At 48.0% G+C, this 15,762-nt stretch carries 15 protein-coding genes, 1 tRNA gene and 2 pseudogenes; 15 read left to right on the plus strand and 3 right to left on the minus strand.

Translation table 11 applies throughout. The features are described 5' to 3' along the window. The first annotated feature begins 118 nt into the window (after positions 1 to 118). The 11 genes and pseudogenes from BTA35_RS05800 (at position 119) to BTA35_RS05840 (ending at position 10,249) form a co-directional block, all read left to right on the plus strand. Complete coding sequence (locus tag BTA35_RS05800; protein WP_078318885.1) at positions 119 to 325, plus strand: putative motility protein; 207 nt, start codon at positions 119 to 121, stop codon at positions 323 to 325. Between the two features lie 269 nt (positions 326 to 594). Then, positions 595 to 870, plus strand: a pseudogene (locus tag BTA35_RS18900) (PAS domain S-box protein); the annotation flags it as partial. 900 nt (positions 871 to 1,770) lie between these two features. Further along, a pseudogene (locus BTA35_RS18905) lies at positions 1,771 to 2,094 on the plus strand (methyl-accepting chemotaxis protein); the annotation flags it as partial. 138 nt (positions 2,095 to 2,232) lie between these two features. Next, positions 2,233 to 2,589 (plus strand): CZB domain-containing protein, encoded by a 357-nt coding sequence (locus tag BTA35_RS18910; protein ID WP_439098064.1) that lies wholly within the window; start codon positions 2,233 to 2,235, stop codon positions 2,587 to 2,589. 114 nt (positions 2,590 to 2,703) lie between these two features. After that, on the plus strand, positions 2,704 to 3,630 hold the full coding sequence (gene paaX, locus BTA35_RS05810; protein WP_078318887.1) for a phenylacetic acid degradation operon negative regulatory protein PaaX: 927 nt from the start codon (positions 2,704 to 2,706) through the stop codon (positions 3,628 to 3,630). Positions 3,631 to 3,651: 21 nt separating this feature from the next. Further along, positions 3,652 to 4,959, plus strand: a complete 1,308-nt coding sequence (locus BTA35_RS05815) for an FAD-dependent oxidoreductase (protein WP_078318888.1) — start codon at positions 3,652 to 3,654, stop codon at positions 4,957 to 4,959. A gap of 208 nt (positions 4,960 to 5,167) precedes the next feature. Next, the gene (locus BTA35_RS05820; protein ID WP_078318889.1) at positions 5,168 to 5,749 is read left to right on the plus strand and encodes a DUF2889 domain-containing protein; all 582 of its coding nucleotides are present in this window, start codon (positions 5,168 to 5,170) and stop codon (positions 5,747 to 5,749) included. Positions 5,750 to 5,848: 99 nt separating this feature from the next. After that, positions 5,849 to 6,877 carry a hypothetical protein gene (locus BTA35_RS05825; protein WP_078318890.1) on the plus strand — a complete coding sequence of 343 codons (1,029 nt, stop codon included), beginning with the start codon at positions 5,849 to 5,851 and terminating at the stop codon, positions 6,875 to 6,877. A 269-nt stretch (positions 6,878 to 7,146) separates the two neighbouring features. Then, a complete protein-coding gene (locus BTA35_RS05830; protein WP_103989688.1) occupies positions 7,147 to 7,689 on the plus strand; it encodes a cytochrome c3 family protein in 543 nt (180 codons plus the stop codon). A 61-nt stretch (positions 7,690 to 7,750) separates the two neighbouring features. Next, positions 7,751 to 9,088, plus strand: coding sequence for a multiheme c-type cytochrome (locus BTA35_RS05835; RefSeq protein WP_078318891.1), 1,338 nt, complete (start codon positions 7,751 to 7,753; stop codon positions 9,086 to 9,088). A gap of 192 nt (positions 9,089 to 9,280) precedes the next feature. Further along, positions 9,281 to 10,249: a DMT family transporter gene (locus tag BTA35_RS05840; RefSeq protein WP_078318892.1), complete on the plus strand. Its 969-nt coding sequence runs from the start codon at positions 9,281 to 9,283 to the stop codon at positions 10,247 to 10,249. Here BTA35_RS05840 and BTA35_RS05845 read toward each other — a convergent pair. Both BTA35_RS05845 and BTA35_RS05850 read right to left on the minus strand, forming a co-directional pair. After that, positions 10,212 to 10,943, minus strand: coding sequence for an LrgB family protein (locus BTA35_RS05845; protein ID WP_338013001.1), 732 nt, complete (start codon positions 10,941 to 10,943; stop codon positions 10,212 to 10,214). The two genes, BTA35_RS05840 and BTA35_RS05845, sit on opposite strands and share 38 nt — an antisense overlap. After that, a complete protein-coding gene (locus tag BTA35_RS05850) occupies positions 10,924 to 11,298 on the minus strand; it encodes a CidA/LrgA family protein (protein ID WP_078318894.1) in 375 nt (124 codons plus the stop codon). Before BTA35_RS05850 ends, BTA35_RS05845 begins: the two co-directional genes overlap by 20 nt. A 132-nt stretch (positions 11,299 to 11,430) precedes the next feature. Between BTA35_RS05850 and BTA35_RS17730 the strand changes: the two genes are divergently transcribed. Further along, a complete protein-coding gene (locus BTA35_RS17730) occupies positions 11,431 to 11,736 on the plus strand; it encodes a hypothetical protein (RefSeq protein WP_139363628.1) in 306 nt (101 codons plus the stop codon). Positions 11,737 to 11,863: 127 nt separating this feature from the next. Next, positions 11,864 to 13,066 carry an enoyl-ACP reductase FabV gene (fabV, locus tag BTA35_RS05855; RefSeq protein ID WP_078318895.1) on the plus strand — a complete coding sequence of 401 codons (1,203 nt, stop codon included), beginning with the start codon at positions 11,864 to 11,866 and terminating at the stop codon, positions 13,064 to 13,066. A 234-nt stretch (positions 13,067 to 13,300) separates the two neighbouring features. Here the strand turns inward: fabV and BTA35_RS05860 are convergent. Further along, positions 13,301 to 13,373: transfer RNA gene (locus BTA35_RS05860), tRNA-Asn, on the minus strand. Between the two features lie 400 nt (positions 13,374 to 13,773). On the opposite strand from BTA35_RS05860, the gene BTA35_RS05865 reads away from it, so the two are divergent. Then, on the plus strand, positions 13,774 to 14,691 hold the full coding sequence (locus tag BTA35_RS05865) for an EAL and HDOD domain-containing protein (protein ID WP_160055039.1): 918 nt from the start codon (positions 13,774 to 13,776) through the stop codon (positions 14,689 to 14,691). A gap of 58 nt (positions 14,692 to 14,749) precedes the next feature. After that, positions 14,750 to 15,706, plus strand: a complete 957-nt coding sequence (locus tag BTA35_RS05870) for a chemotaxis protein CheV (RefSeq protein ID WP_078318897.1) — start codon at positions 14,750 to 14,752, stop codon at positions 15,704 to 15,706. Positions 15,707 to 15,762 lie beyond the last annotated feature (56 nt).

The raw sequence follows: 15,762 nt of genomic DNA on the forward strand, positions 1-15,762 counted from the left end.
GGGCACTGTGCTTTACCCTATACGCAAAGTTACAAACAAAAACTGAAGATCGCTTCAGTTTTTCCCTGAACGGCCGCTACTATAAAGACATACATACGAATCCAGAGGGATTATTTAGATGGATATTTCAAGCAGCAGTACAGCAGCCTATGCAAGTAACGCAGCACAGCAGGATGCTCTTTTAGGTGCACAGGTTTCACTTGCAGGCATGGCTAAAGATCAGGGTAAGGTCATCATGGACACACTACTGAGTTCTATCGGTACTGTTCAGCCTGCAGCATCTGTAGAGCCTCATCTTGGCAATAAAGTTGATGTCAGTGCGTAGAGCACCTACTTCACACATCTTCATTAAAAGGAAGTGAAGACTTCCTTTTTTTACGCCTGTCATTAATGAATCTGCTAATCAATAATCCTATTAATTATAAATAATCTGTATAAGCATAACTTAATAAATTGCCTTCCTTAAGGTCGAGAGGATATGATCTGTCTGAACGTACAAATGGCTTATTTATCAGGCCAGTATTTGTTTAGCCAGGAGGCGTTATGTCTGAGTTTGATTCGGGTCCGATTAACACACCGGATACCGGTGACACCATGGTATCCATCACCAATCTGGAAGGGAAAATCACCTATGTAAACCGGGTATTTATGCGGGTATCCGGATACCATGAAAAGCAACTTATTGGCTTCAACCATAACCTTGTACGCCATCATACAATGCCGCGCTGCGTGTGGCATCGTGTCTGGAAGCGTCTCGAAAAAAATGATGAAGCCTTTATTCTGGTCAAAAATTCCAGCGCTACCGGCACAGAATACTGGAGTTTTTCCGCCCTGTATCCGAACTATGATGCTCAGGGGAAAAAAGTTGGCTATTGCGCAGTTCACTACCCCGCATCCGAATCCATGATACGACTTATTGAACCTATTTATGCCAAGGTTCTTGAAGCTGAAAGCAGAGACTTTAATAGCGGGCTTGATTGCCTTGAACAGCTTTTAAAGGATGCTGGCCATGACAGTTACAGCGATTACCTGCTTGAAGCACACTATAAAGAAGCTCCTACGGAGCCTTCCGGAAGGCCAGGTTACCAGCCAACCTACGCCCGGCAAACATCAAGCAACAGCGCGGCCTGGCCTTTTCTCAATACACAGATCAACATTGCTCAGGGAGTTCACCTTGGACTGGCGACCCTGGTTACGGCTGCCGGTCAGTATTTCTACTCTGCCAGCCCATGGTTTCTTCTTTATCCTCTGATCGTATTCGCTGTAATCGTATACATTCGCCGTATTGTGCATCGGGCACTTAAAGTTCTGCATAGGGTACACCACACAATTAAACGCAGCAAAATGGGCGAATTTCACCATAGGGTTAATGATATTTCCGGGCTTGGTGAGGTCGGACAGGTTGCCTGGGAGATGAATGAGCTTCTGGATCAGATGCAGAGCTTCTATCTTGAAGCGGACAGTGCTTTTCAGGATGTCTCCGAAGGTCAGGAGCACAGGTATGCTATCAGCACAGCTGTTTCCGGTGCACCATACCGATCACTTGAACAGTTAAATACCGGCCTCGACGCCATCCGTCAGGTGCGCACAATACGCTCCCGTAATGAACTGATGTCAAAACTTAATGAAGTCAATGTGGGATGCCTGGTACCCAACCTGACAACGATCCAAACCGACCTGTCAGCCGTTATTGAGGAGATTCGCTCTGCACTCAACACCTCCACTGAAAACCGCCAGGATGTTGAAGCCTCTGAACGTGTGATTGAGACCATGCTTCAACAGCTTTCAAATATCACAGGTGTACTGAGCAATATTCAGGATTTAGTCATTCAGCTGGACCAGGATGGTAGCCGCGTGGTTGAAGCTCTGACATTGATCTCCGATATCTCTGAACAGACCAATCTGTTGGCACTGAACGCATCCATTGAAGCGGCCCGGGCAGGGGAACACGGCAGAGGCTTTGCTGTTGTTGCCGATGAAGTGCGAACCCTTGCAGGTCGCTCGAAGGACGCTGCAGAAAATATCAGCCGCATTATCGATACGTTCTCAGAGCGCTCTAAACAGATGCGTATCGCATCAGAGCAAGCGGGTGGAGAAGCAGAAGCTCTGAACCGGGACATTGGTGGTTTTCATGAAACCTTCACCCGACTGGCGACTTCAGCCATAGATACTAACAAACGCCTAGCCCACGCCAGTGATAAAAACTTTACCATTCTGGCAAAAGTAGATCATATCGTTTACAAGCAGCGCACCTATCTTGGAATCCAGGATACTCAGGAGCATACAGAAGCAATCAATGCGGTTAGCGTTGATCATCATAACTGCCGTCTCGGCAAATGGTATGATGAGGGCATAGGTTACGAACAGTTCCGGCACCTGAACAGCTTCAAAAAGCTTCAGGAACCCCATGAAGCGGTTCATAAGTGCGCCCGATTTGCGGTCGAACTCGCATCCAATAACTGGCTGAGTAATCCGGATATTCGCGATGAAATTGTTGCCGCAGTTAATCGTGCTGAAAGTGCCAGTGATGAAGTTATGTCTCTGCTTGATGCTATGGTTGAAGAGAAACACCACAGTCATTACAGTTAATCAATAAACCTGACGGGTTCGATCAGAGATAAAGGCTCATGCCTTGCCTGGCTGCATTCGCCTCCGTACAATCTGGGCACCTCTTAACTTAAAAGCGATATAAAACAGAACATCATGTCCAAAAACCGTGCAGTCAGTCAGCTTGTCGAAGAGTTCTGCCAACAGCGCCCGATCCGCGCAGGCTCCCTGATCATTACCGTTTATGGTGACTCTATAGCGCCAAGGGGAGGCACCGTCTGGCTTGGCAGTCTGATTAACAGCCTTGAGCCTCTTGGGCTGAATCAGCGCCTGGTCAGAACCTCCGTATTCCGCCTGGCCAAAGAGGAGTGGCTTACCGCTGAACAGATTGGCCGCCGAAGCTACTATAGTCTGACGGCATCAGGTCGCCGCCGCTTCGAAAAAGCCTTCAAACGTGTTTATGCGCCGGTTTTACCGGACTGGGATGGCCAGTGGTGTCTGGTTATTACCAGTCAGCTTGATCAGGATTTACGAAAAAATGTCAAAGAGGAATTGGGCTGGCTTGGTTTTGGCCCAATTGCACCGGGCGTTATGGCACACCCTATGGCGGATATGTCCGAGCTGCAGTCAAGTCTTAAAGATCTGGGGGCTCTGGATGATGCCATTATTTTCCAGACTCATAAGCAGGATGTGATCAATGGCCGTCCTCTTCGCCTGCTCGTGCGTGATTGCTGGAATCTTGACGAGCTGTCTGAAAGCTACCGACAGTTTCTGAATAAATTCCGCCCGATCTGGAATGAGTTAAAAAATGAGGACAAGCTTGATCCCGAGGACTGCTTCCTTATCCGCACACTGCTTATCCATGAGTACCGCCGGGTTCTGCTGCGGGACCCCCAACTTCCGGAAGAGCTTCTGCCAAACGATTGGGAGGGAACCGCCGCTCGCCTTCTCTGTCGCAATCTCTATCGTTTGGTTGCTGAAAAAACCGAGTACCACCTAAGCCAGATACTGGAGACCGCAGAAGGCCCGCTGCCTGATGCCTCCCCTGCTTTCTATAAACGCTTTGGTGGCCTGAGTATCTGAACTCTCAGTCCAAGGATTTTTATGTCATTACAGATTGCTATTGTTGGTAGCGGACCCGCAGGCTGCTTCATGGCTGAGCTGCTCAGTCGCAAAATAGATGACTGCCAAATCGACATCATCGAACGCCTTCCGTCACTATTCGGCCTTGTTCGCGCCGGTGTTGCACCTGACCATCAGGGTACAAAAAATGTCATCCGCCAGTTTGAGCGCACTCTGGAGAAGCAAAATATCCGCGTTATGGCAAACCTTACCGTTGGTGAGGATATAAGCTACGAAACACTTAAACAGTTCTACGATCTGGTTATTTTTGCGACCGGCGCATCCAGGGACAGAGCGCTGAACATTGCCGGAGAAGCGTTGACAGGAGTCTATGGCTCCAACCATTTCGTGGGCTGGTACAACGGCCATCCAGAGAGTCACCAGCCCCCCCCGGAACTATCAGGGCCATCTGTTGCAATTATCGGCCACGGAAATGTAGCACTTGATATCGCAAGGCTTTTAGCAAAAACCCCGGAAGAGAAAGAAAGTACAGATATCTGCCAGTCTGCAATGGAAGCCATAAACCAAAGTAAGATTCGGGATATCTACCTAATTGGCAGGGGTTCCCCTGAACAGGCAAAGTTCACGCCACCGGAGCTTGCTGAACTTAAAGACCTGTCAAATGCAATCCCTCTGATCGAAAATTGTGACCTACCTGAATCACCTTCGGCTGACCTGGAACCAAGGGAGGCCCGTGCCAAACAGATGAATCTTGACCTGTTCAGGGAGTTTACCGAAAATGTAACACCAGACTTATCGGAAAAAACCAGAATTCACTTTCTGTTTAATCTCAGCCCATTAAGCATTCAGGGTGCAGACGGCAGGGTATCTTGTCTCAATCTAAAACAGACGTCCTCAGGTGAGTCGGAGAAAAACCTGTCTGTTCCAGTCAACACTTTGATCAGCGCCATCGGTTATTGCAGTGATCCGATCACAGGTGTTCCTTTTGATGACAGCAGCGGCCGCCTTATTCATGAGGCAGGCCTGGTTGAAAAAGGTGTTTATGCCACGGGCTGGTGCCGACGAGGCCCAACAGGTGTTATTCCGACAAATCGTGCTGACGCCCTTGAGATCAGCAAGCGCATTCTTAATGACCTGAATGATGGGCGTATTCCGTCAGGCAAGCCAGGGCGAAAAGCGATGGATCAATTTATTAAGGATCATAAGCTTCAGGTACTGAGTTATGCTGACTGGAAAATGATCGACAATGCAGAGCAGTCAGCAGCCCAGGGTAAAAAGCCACGCGAGAAATTCATCTCAACCGCCGACATGGTTAATCTTGTCTGCTAGACCGGCTTATTATCCAGTCTGGATCTAAAGAGGGGCAGCCTCACTTTTGTAGCCAGTATGGCCTTCAATACATCGTCATTCTGGCCGGAGGATCTGCTCATCTTTAAAACAACCTCTTGTTTTAAGCAACTTATAATTACGCATGACAGGCTGCAGGCATTGCAGCCGGATAATATAAAATAATTTCACATTCATCAGGTTACTTTTCATGCCTCTTTCAACCGCCGCTCGCCGCCAACTGATCCATACCCGAACCGTAACCTGTAATGCTTTTAAGCGTGATGATGGTCTCTGGGATATCGAAGGCCATATGACAGATATCAAAACGCTGCCGATCCCTAACGAAGACCGGGGTGGCAGCATCCCTCCGGGAGAACCCCTGCATGAGATGTGGCTTCGCCTGACCCTGGATACTCAACTCACCATCCATAATGCTGAAGCCAGCACGGAACACGCCCCTTTTTTAATCTGCCCCAATATAACCGGAGCGTATAAAGCACTGAAAGGCCTGAATATCGGCCCCGGCTGGACTAAAAAAGTCAGGGCGCTATTGGGTAAAGCCGGAGGCTGTACCCATCACACGGAGCTATTGGGCCCCATGGCCACAACCGCATTTCAGGCACTCTATGAAGAGCTGAAAAAACAGGAACAGCAAAAAAATCAACCACCGGCCATCATAAATACCTGTCACGCTTTGGCACAGAACAGCCCGGTAACGCAACGCCTTTGGCCTGAACACTATCAGGCAGATAACGGCCAATCGGAGTCAGACAAAGAAGTCAGCGTCTAAATTTTTCTCACAATACTAAGCCACGGCACAGGTATTCTCAGGCAAAGCAGAATAGACTGTCTGCCAGTAGCTATTTATAACAAAAAAAACGGAGTCACTATGGCCGACAGTATTATTATTGCAGCAGCCCGCTCACTGAGTCAGCAAGGGGATCTGCAAGCCGTAACCCGATTAATTCAGGATGCCGAGTCTTTAGGCAAACGCTGCATCACGCTTACCATTGATAGCCTCAAAACACCTTGGAATAGTCCTGTTGAGCGGTATCACTTCCGAAGTGGCTGCGGCCCTATTGAAGCCTTGTCTGTTGCCAACCGACTGATTCAGGATGGGGATGCAGACCTGGTCGCTATTCACGGTAAAGACTTTATTAAAAGTGATTATTCCCAGGCAGACCGCCATGAAAAAATGTCGATCTATCCTGAGCTTTCAATGCCGGAAGCCTACACCTTACTTGCCCGACACTTTTGCGAACAACAGGGGCTCACGCAGGCAGCGTTTATCCGGCTCAGAAATGCTATTTTTGAGAACCTGAAGCAAACAGGGGAGCAACTGAAACTAAAGCTTCCTGCCGAGTCCTGGTATCAGCCTCTGACAGAATTATTTCGGGGTGTTGATTGTGCCAATCCCGTGGTCGACTTCGAAGGACTACTGGTTGTCAGCCATCAGGATTCAGGCTTGCCTCCTCAAATGGAACCTGTTGCTATTAAGGGGGTTGGTATCGGTATTGCTGAACATGATGGCCCGGAGTATGTCCGTGAACTGGCCCATTATCATGCTCTTGAAAAAGCAGTACATTATGCGGAAATTCAGTCCGGCATGAATGTAGCCGAACTGCTAAAAAAACCAGAAGCGTTAACGGAAGCCTATACCTGCTACCCGGTTGTACCTCTGGCTCTGCTGATGATCGCAGGTTCCATCCAATCTGAAGATACACTCATGCAATGGCTGAGCCAAAAACCACTAACCTGCACGGGGGGTATGAATCTGGCGCGGGCACCATGGAACAACCCTGCTCTGAATGGCCTGATTGCTGTCTGCGAGTCACTTCAGAGTAACAAGCAGGATGCACTGGTCCATGGTAACGGTGGACTGGGCTACAAACAGGGCATCGCTCTACTTAGTCGTTAATATATTTTATTACCACTCTCCTACTATTGTTAACTCTTTCTTATATAAAACCCTTTCCTGAAGCAACAAGCTCACATTAAAAATGTGCGTTTGTTGTTTCTGTACAAAACACCAGCCGCTATATTAGGTGTTACTATTTACTAACAAAAAAAGCATGAATTAATCCACACTTATAGTGTGCATAAATAAGCAGTTAGGCTACCCTTGTCATAAATACCCACACAGGGAGTAGAGAATTGATACAACGGAAATCAAGAATAAAAAAAGGATTGCTCACTGTCATTTTAATTGGTTCAGCCTTGGGGCTTTTTTCAGTTATCAGCTGGATAGGCACCGACTACGCGCTGCACGCAACATCAGATCAGGCTTTCTGCGGTAGCTGCCACAGTATGAAGCCTATGCAAGCCTCCTTTCTTGATGACGTTCACGGCGGGGCATCCACAAAAGGTATTCAGGCACTTTGTTCCGATTGCCACCTACCTCAGGACAACTACATCTCCTATCTTTATGTAAAAGCCAAAAGTGGTGCATGGGATGTCTGGAAAGAGTTTGTATTGGGTGCTGATGATGTGGACTGGTATACCAAGCGGAACCGAGCGAATGAATATGTCTATGACTCCGGCTGCCTGAAGTGCCACAACAATCTAAAAAACGGCTCTGAACGCATGAATAAACAGTTTGTTGCCCATAAACCTTATTTTCTGGGCACCACCGAAAAAAGCTGTATCGATTGTCATTCTGTCGGTCATAAAAACCTGGAACACAAGCTTAAAGCCCATTTTGGCCCATATGAAGCAGCCATAAAAAAATAATAAATAACACCACTAATAACCGTCTTACGATAAGCAGACCCAAAGGATGATGAGGTTTACCATGAGCATACGAGAGATCTATCGCCCAATACTGTTGCTGCTGGCGCTATGCCTGCTGACATTCAGTCATGGGGGTATAGCGGCTGAGTCAAACAAAAGTATCGATATGAGCCAGGTGCAAACCATCAGCTTTAAGCGTGGCCTGAGCGAAATTGATAAAAGCTGCGTCAGTTGTCACCAAAAAAAACAGCCCGGTATTGTTGCCGACTGGAAAGACAGCCGTCATAGCCATGTCAGTGTCGGCTGTTATGATTGCCACGCCGCCAGAGAGGGGCAACCTGATGCCCAATTACACAATAAAGGTGAACTGAAAAACGTCTACATTACCCCTTTAGTTTCCCCCGCTACCTGTGGTCGCTGCCACCCGAAAGAGCAGGAGCAGTTTAATCAAAGCGGCCACTTCCGCGCCCACCACCAGATCATCCCAAAAGACAGCCTGCATGCACTGGTAAGGGTTCACGAGGGACGGAGTAACAAAGAGCTGGGTAACGCGCCGAATGAAACAGGCTGCATCCAATGCCACGGAACCGAAATCAAACTGGATAAGGATGGCCACCCTGACCCAACAACCTGGCCAAACGCCGGCATGGGTAATATCTATCCTGATGGCGCCACGGGTAACTGTGCGGCCTGTCATACCCGTCATAAATTCTCCATTGCCGAAGCCCGTAAACCCGCAGCCTGTGCTTCATGCCACCTTGGCCCTGACCATCCGGATATTGAAGTTTTCAATAACAGCAAACATGGCCATATCTTCAATGCTGATGGCAACAACTGGAAATGGGACTCGCCACCTGATGGATGGGAGCCAGGGGACTATCGTGCACCAACCTGCGCAACCTGCCATATGAGTGGTATCGGTGAGCTCAGTACCACTCATAACATCACAGAAAGACTGTACTGGAATCTATGGGCCAAAGAGTCCAAGGTTCGTAACTCTGATGATGTGCTGAGTCCTTTATTGGGTAACGGCGTTGAAGGCCGTAAAAAGATGGAGCAGGTCTGTAGCTCGTGTCACAGCTCACGTCATACTGAAGGCTTCTTTAAACAGGGCGATAAAGCGGTCAAGCTTTACAATGTGGAATACTATGCCCCTGCTAAAAAGATGCTTGATGAGCTGAAGGCCAAGGGTTTATTGAAAGAAAATCAATGGACGGACGAATTCCAGATCACTTTCTACCATCTGTGGCACCACGAGGGTCGTCGTGCACGTCATGGCGCTATGATGGGGGCACCTGATTATGCTCACTGGCACGGCTTCTTTGAGCTGCAACAGGACCTCTATAAACTGCAGGCAATTCATAAAAAGCGTCTTGAAACAGGTAAAATTGAAGACTAAATGAATACTTGATGCTTAGACCTGCACAATATCGGAAGCCTCTGCAGTTGCAGAGGCTTCTTACGTTCAGAATTTCAATTTCCGGCCATTCTATTCAGCTGATCATTTTCTCACTGGACAGTAATATCAACCAAGCCTAACCTTACCGCCTATCCTATCTTTCTTTACTTTCTGTTTGCAGCGAGAAAAATAATGGCTCCACGCTATATGGCAACCCTCGCCCTCCTGTTAGCAATGCTACTCTGGGCCAGCTCTTTTATTGCTCTTAAATACGCCTTTCAGTGGTATCCACCAGAGTGGGTAATCTTTGGCCGTATGCTGGTCGCCGCAGTCTGCTTTTTGCCCTTCTGGAAGCTACTGAAGCCTAAACATATTCCCCATAAAGACAAACTTTGGTTGCTGGCATTGGCTTTCGCAGAGCCCGGTCTGTATTTCATTTTTGAGAGCCTTGCCCTTGAAAATACCAGTGCATCTCAGGCGGGTATGATTACAGCTCTCCTGCCTATGCTTGTGGCCATTGGAGCGGCTTTCTGGCTGAAGGAAAACGTTAATCGCTGGATGATGCTGGGATTTGCTCTCGCCATTGCAGGGGCAATTCTTTTAAGTACCAGCAGCCAGGCAGACGTCAGTGCACCACGCCCTGTCTTCGGTAATCTGATGGAGTTAATGGCGATGATCTGTGCGGCGGTCTATACGCTCATCCTTAAGAAACTCTCTGATCGCTATAACGCCTGGTTTATTACCGCATTCCAGTCATTTTTTGGCACGGTGTTCTTTCTGCCCCTGGCATTATCAGCAGATGGTCCACTGGCGTTTCATCAGGAAGGTATCCTTTCTATTCTTTATCTGGGCGCTCTAATTACTCTCGGTGCATACGGGCTCTATAACTGGTCAGTTCAACAGATACAGGCAACCCATGCCAGCGCTTATACCAACCTGATTCCCGTATTTACCGTTATCATGGCGTTTCTGATTCTGGATGAGCGTTTTACTCAGGGGCAGATCATTGCAAGCTTTTTGGTCATCGCAGGCTTGGCCCTCAGCCAGATGCCGGACAGGAGAGAAAAAGAGATGGCTCTCGATACAGAGAGCCGTACAGACGGCGGTGTTTCAGCTGAGGAACTTAAACCCCAAGAAAGCGTACCACCAGAGGCAGGATAAAGGCACTCAACATGCCGGTCAGTCCCATGGCGAGTCCGGCAAAAGCACCGGCAACAGAGCTGACGGCAAAGCTTTGAGCCGTGCCAAAACCATGGGCTGCAAGCCCCATGGTAAAGCCCTGTACACTGTGATCATTAATCTTCAGGGCTTTAAATAACAAAGGACCTATCACGCAGCCGATAGCACCAGTTACCAGCACAAGTCCGGCTGTTAAAGAGGGATAGCCGCCAATCTTTTCAGCAATCCCCATCGCGATAGGTGACGTCACCGATTTCGGTGTCAAAGACAGCACAGTCTCCCGGCTCCCTCCCATACCGACAACAATCACAATGGTCGAGAGTGCCGCGGTCATAATGCCGGATACACAGGCAATCATCAGTGGCCAGAACATCTGTTTTACCCGCTCAAGATGATCATAAAGCGGCACAGCCAGAGCAACTGTCGCAGGCCCAAGCAGGAAATGGATAAACTGGGCCCCCTCAAAATACTGTTGATAGTTCATATCAATCAGTGTGAGAAAGGCCACAATAATCGCAATGGCAACAATCACAGGGTGCAAAAAAGCGCTGCCGCCTGCTAAGCGATTAATCTGACTGGCAACCAAAAATGCGGCCAGCGTTACCATAATGCTCATAATGGGACTGGCAGAGAGGTAAACCCATAATGTACTCAGATCATCCATTTTGTTTTCCACTCTCCGACTCCTTATCGATATGCTTCGCTGCCAGTTTGTTTAACAAAACCCCGGTCACTAACAACGTGACGGCGGTACTCAGTACTAACGCCGTTGCAATCACCAACCCATCGGCGGCAATCAGATTATAGTGAACCATCAGGCCGACACCCGCCGGCACAAACAGCAATGCCAGATAAGTCAGCAGACCTTCACTGGCCTGACGCACGCCGGAAGGGACGCCACCGTTAATAATCAATCCCACCAACAGCAGCACCATACCCACTACAGGTCCGGGGAAAGGCCAATCCAGATAGCGGACGATCAGTTCACCAAAAAACTGGCACAACAACAAAATTAAAAAGCCAAATAGCATAACGTCCATACACCTGTTTGAAAAAACTTCAGCATCATGCCCCGCCTATACATCAAATGAAATAGACCAAAAGTAAAACACTCTTCACAGAAAAGTCATAAAACGACGTGATACTGACACAGCGTCGCAAGCATGACGATCACCCCAAATAGTGCAAAGAAAATCAAGCTCAGATGCGTTTTAAACACACCGGCAAATTATCAGCAGTCGCGCTGCCGCTATATGCCGGGAGAGCTTTTAAGAGATCCCCTCAGGAGGCAAGCGATGAAACAACAGTCATATTATGGCGGCTACTTTTCAGGTTTCACCTGTGGCAGCTGCTTCAGACGGCTTCCCCGTTCCGAATATTACCTGCCACTTGAAGCACGCTATCTGGACTTCTGCCGTTCCTGTTCACAAATCCTGCAAAAGAAAAGAAACGTTGCAAAAGCAGCCTAATCAAACAGTTAATTCACCTCCGCAGCGCAAGACCTTCGAATAAGAGTAAGGTATCATTGCCTCAACTGGGCCCGGTGTACTTGCCGTCGCCTGCTCCACCCGAAGAGATTAACAACGCAGACGAATTATGATTATTAAGCCAAAAATTCGCGGTTTTATTTGTACAACAACCCACCCAACAGGATGTGAGGCTAATGTGCGTGAACAGATCGAGTTCACTAAAGCACAGGGCCCAATCAAAAACGGACCTAAGCGCGTACTGGTGATCGGTTCTTCAAGTGGTTACGGTCTTTCTTCCCGAATTGCAGCTGCTTTTGGCTCCGGTGCATCCACCATCGGTGTTTTCTTTGAAAAGCCGGCTACTGAGAAGAAACCCGGCACAGCGGGCTGGTACAACGCAGCTGCTTTCGATAAAGCCGCTCACGAAGCAGGCCTGTACGCAAAAAGTATTAATGGTGATGCGTTTTCCCACGAAGCGCGAGCTAAAGTTATCGAGCTGATCAAAGAAGATCTGGGTGATATCGATATGGTTGTTTACTCACTGGCATCTCCGGTTCGTAAACTGCCGGATACCGGTGAAGTGATCCGCTCCAGTCTGAAGCCAATTGGCCAGCCATACCGCTCAACGGCGATCGACACCAACAAAGATATGATCACCGAAACAGAGATCGGCCCAGCAACCGAGCAAGAAGTTGCTGATACCGTAACAGTGATGGGTGGAGAGGACTGGGAGCTATGGATCAACGCTCTGAACGATGCAGGTGTTCTTGCTGAAGGCTGTAAAACCGTCGCCTACTCCTACATCGGCACAGATATTACCTGGCCGATCTACTGGCACGGCGCTCTGGGCAAAGCAAAAGAAGATCTGGATCGTGCTGCGACAGAGCTGAACAGCAAACTGGGTGAGAAAGGCGGTAGTGCGAACGTTGCTGTTCTCAAATCTGTTGTAACTCAGGCTTCTTCAGCAATCCCTGTTATGCCTCTTTATCTCGCCATGGTGTTCCGCATTATGCGTGAACAAGGCCTGCACGAAGGCTGCATGCAACAGATTCACCGCATGTTCAGCACCCAGCTGTTCAAAGAAGGCAGCTCAGCACCGGCAACTGACGACACCAACCGCCTACGTCTGGATGACTGGGAGCTGAAAGAAGAGGTTCAACAGGCTTGTCGTGAACTTTGGCCTCAGGTAACCACGGAAAATCTGTTTGAAGTGACAGACTATCAGCTTTACAAAGACGAATTCCTGAAGCTGTTTGGCTTTGGTGTTGACGGTGTAGATTATGAAGCTGATGTCAATCCTCTGGTCGATTTCGAGCCCATTCAGCTATAAACAAGCTCAAAGGCTACAGTAGGCTAAACCTTACCTTAGCCAGAAAATACCTCCTGACCTGCAGGCACCTTGCAGAGGGAGGTATTTTTTTATACCAGAATAAAGACTTTATAGACCGCCTATCACAATCGACACCATAGAGTGCAGGGTAAAGTCAGGTACAGGGAAAATGCAGAGAAAAAAGTGCAGGCATAAAAAAACCCGCTTTCGTAAAAGCGGGTTTTTCAAATTTAGCTCCCCGAGCAGGACTCGAACCTGCGACCAATAGATTAACAGTCTACTGCTCTACCAACTGAGCTATCAGGGATCTCTCGAAGAGATGGCGCGTATTATAGACGCTATATCTCCTCAGTCAACAGTATTTCTTGATTTTTTTTGTACTCAGATCATATTGTTTACACAGCTACCGTAGTAATAGATCGCAATCCTAGTAAGATGATACCAAAGTGGACTTAATGGCAGATTTTAGCGTGAAAATAAGATCAGAAACTCCCTTCGCACGTATTCCTGTATGCGACTCAGAATTCAATGTTATCGCATATGAGCTTATGGTTGGGGGCACAGGACAATATCAACCTGCCTTACCAGAAATCATCTCAGCCACGCTCACAGACCCTAGAATTCACGACCTACTGAATCATCGGCCTGCACTACTACTTGCGGATGCCGAAGCAGTAAGACTTATATACAGTGAGCTTCGCTTTCCCATGAATCAGTTCTGGCTGATGCTTGAGTCTCGTCAGGCAATACGCGTTGACCCGTTCCTGATCAAGGGCCTGAAAAAAAGAGGTGCGCACTTTGGGTTATCCATTAATCATGGCGATCTGCCGGATCTTTCGGATGAATTACTCAGTAGTATCAGCTTTATCCGGGCGCCCAGCGAACACTACCTGAGACGCAACCTGAATCTCCAGGTTGACGGAAGCTGGCGCTGTATAGCCTCTGAAGTAGATAGCGAGAAGCTTTATACCCAATTAAGGGAGCAGGGAATCAACAGCATCCAGGGGCGCTATCTGCCGAAACCGGAAACCACGGATATCAAGCAGTTCCCAAGTAACAAACTTATCGCACTGGAAATCCTGAATCTCCTGGGTGATGTCAATGTTTCACTGGAAGACCTTGAAAATCTCATTGTTCAGGACTTACAGCTTTATTATAAACTGTTAAGATTCATTAATTCTGCGTATTATAACTTTAATCGTAAAATCAGTAATATTAAAGAGGCTCTTATCTACCTGGGGCTCAACTCTCTACGTAGTATCAGTCTGGTTATCGCGCTGTCAGAATCAACAACCCGTTCACCGGATCTCTTTTATCTGGCCCTGACCCGGGCCAGAATGTGTGAACTTCTGGCTAAGTCACATGGCTGGCCCAATGAATCGATCTTTTTCAATGCAGGACTTATTTCCCTACTGGATGTTCTGCTGGATATTCCGATGGATACTATTCTGCCGGAACTTCCTCTCAGCGCTGCCATTAAAGATGCCGTGCTGAAGTTTGAAGGAAGAACAGGTGCAGCCCTGCAGTGTGCCATCTATTATGAACATGTGGACTGGCAAAAAATCGAGGATAGCCAGTTCGATAAGGATCTCGCACATTCGGCCTACCTGGAAGCAAGCCGATGAGCAACCACTCTGCAGGAGGGACTCACCTCTACAGCAGAGTCATAGGAGTTTTTGGACCATGAGCAAACTTCTGAATACGGTAAATCAGCGGACCCAGCTGGCCGGAGAGAACCGTCTGGAACTTCTGCTGTTCCGCCTGGAAGATAAACAACTTTACGGCATCAATGTGTTCAAGGTGAAAAAAATCATCACCTGCCCCGCATTAAATGAGATGCCTCATCGCCATCCCATAGCACTCGGCGTTGCCAATACAATGGATGGCCCACTGCCTATTCTGGATCTCAAACTGGCGATAGGCCATGGTGCGTCCGAAAAAGTTCGCGGGAATAGCGTTATTGTTGCCGAATACAATCGTAAGATGCAGGGTTTCCTGGTGCACAAGGTTGAGCACATCATCAATATTGAGTGGAGCGAGATTCATCCGCCACCAAGAAGTGTTGGCAAAGAGCATTACCTGACAGCCATCTCCAAATATGGTGATGAGATTATCGAGATCATTGATGTTGAGAAGATTATCGCTGAGATCATGCCTTTCAATGAAACAGTGAATAACCCCTTAACGGAAGCACTGGATTCAGCTTATGAGAAGCAGAATGAAGAAGGCTCAGCACCAAACAAAAATGTTTTGGTTGTTGATGACTCTGTCGTTGCCCGCAATCAGATAAAGCGCTGCCTGGAAGCTGTAGGCTTTACCTGCACACTCCTGAAAAATGGCCTGGAGGCATATCAGCACCTCGAAGAAATCACCGTTTCAGGCAAGCATCCTAATGATGAATATCTGATGATGATTTCCGATATCGAGATGCCCGAAATGGATGGCTATACACTGACCCGCCGGGTTAAAGAGAATCCTGACATGAAGGATCTCTATACACTTCTGCACACCTCCCTCAGCGGTGTTTTCAATAAAGCCATGGTGGAAAAAGTTGGTGCTGATGATTTTATTGCTAAATTTGATGCCAATGAGTTGGCCAATGCCGTGCTGGAGCGCCTGAAGCCATCCAGCGCTGCCTGATTAAAATTTTCAGGCCATCAAAAAAACCTGTTCATCTGAGCAGGTTTTTTTTACCT

This window comes from Oceanospirillum linum (assembly GCF_001995095.2).
Lineage (GTDB): Bacteria > Pseudomonadota > Gammaproteobacteria > Pseudomonadales > Halomonadaceae > Oceanospirillum > Oceanospirillum linum.

What these genes read in the sequence shown, in the direction of transcription:
- BTA35_RS05800 (WP_078318885.1), top strand. Translation starts at nt 119, where the DNA reads ATGGATATTTCAAGCAGCAGTACAGCAGCCTATGCAAGTAACGCAGCA.
- paaX (WP_078318887.1), top strand. Translation starts at nt 2,704, where the DNA reads ATGTCCAAAAACCGTGCAGTCAGTCAGCTTGTCGAAGAGTTCTGCCAA.
- BTA35_RS05815 (WP_078318888.1), top strand. Translation starts at nt 3,652, where the DNA reads ATGTCATTACAGATTGCTATTGTTGGTAGCGGACCCGCAGGCTGCTTC.
- BTA35_RS05820 (WP_078318889.1), top strand. Translation starts at nt 5,168, where the DNA reads ATGCCTCTTTCAACCGCCGCTCGCCGCCAACTGATCCATACCCGAACC.
- BTA35_RS05825 (WP_078318890.1), top strand. Translation starts at nt 5,849, where the DNA reads ATGGCCGACAGTATTATTATTGCAGCAGCCCGCTCACTGAGTCAGCAA.
- BTA35_RS05835 (WP_078318891.1), top strand. Translation starts at nt 7,751, where the DNA reads ATGAGCATACGAGAGATCTATCGCCCAATACTGTTGCTGCTGGCGCTA.
- BTA35_RS05840 (WP_078318892.1), top strand. Translation starts at nt 9,281, where the DNA reads ATGGCTCCACGCTATATGGCAACCCTCGCCCTCCTGTTAGCAATGCTA.
- BTA35_RS05850 (WP_078318894.1), bottom strand. Translation starts at nt 11,298, where the DNA reads ATGCTATTTGGCTTTTTAATTTTGTTGTTGTGCCAGTTTTTTGGTGAA.
- BTA35_RS17730 (WP_139363628.1), top strand. Translation starts at nt 11,431, where the DNA reads ATGACGATCACCCCAAATAGTGCAAAGAAAATCAAGCTCAGATGCGTT.
- fabV (WP_078318895.1), top strand. Translation starts at nt 11,864, where the DNA reads ATGATTATTAAGCCAAAAATTCGCGGTTTTATTTGTACAACAACCCAC.
- BTA35_RS05865 (WP_160055039.1), top strand. Translation starts at nt 13,774, where the DNA reads ATGAATCAGTTCTGGCTGATGCTTGAGTCTCGTCAGGCAATACGCGTT.
- BTA35_RS05870 (WP_078318897.1), top strand. Translation starts at nt 14,750, where the DNA reads ATGAGCAAACTTCTGAATACGGTAAATCAGCGGACCCAGCTGGCCGGA.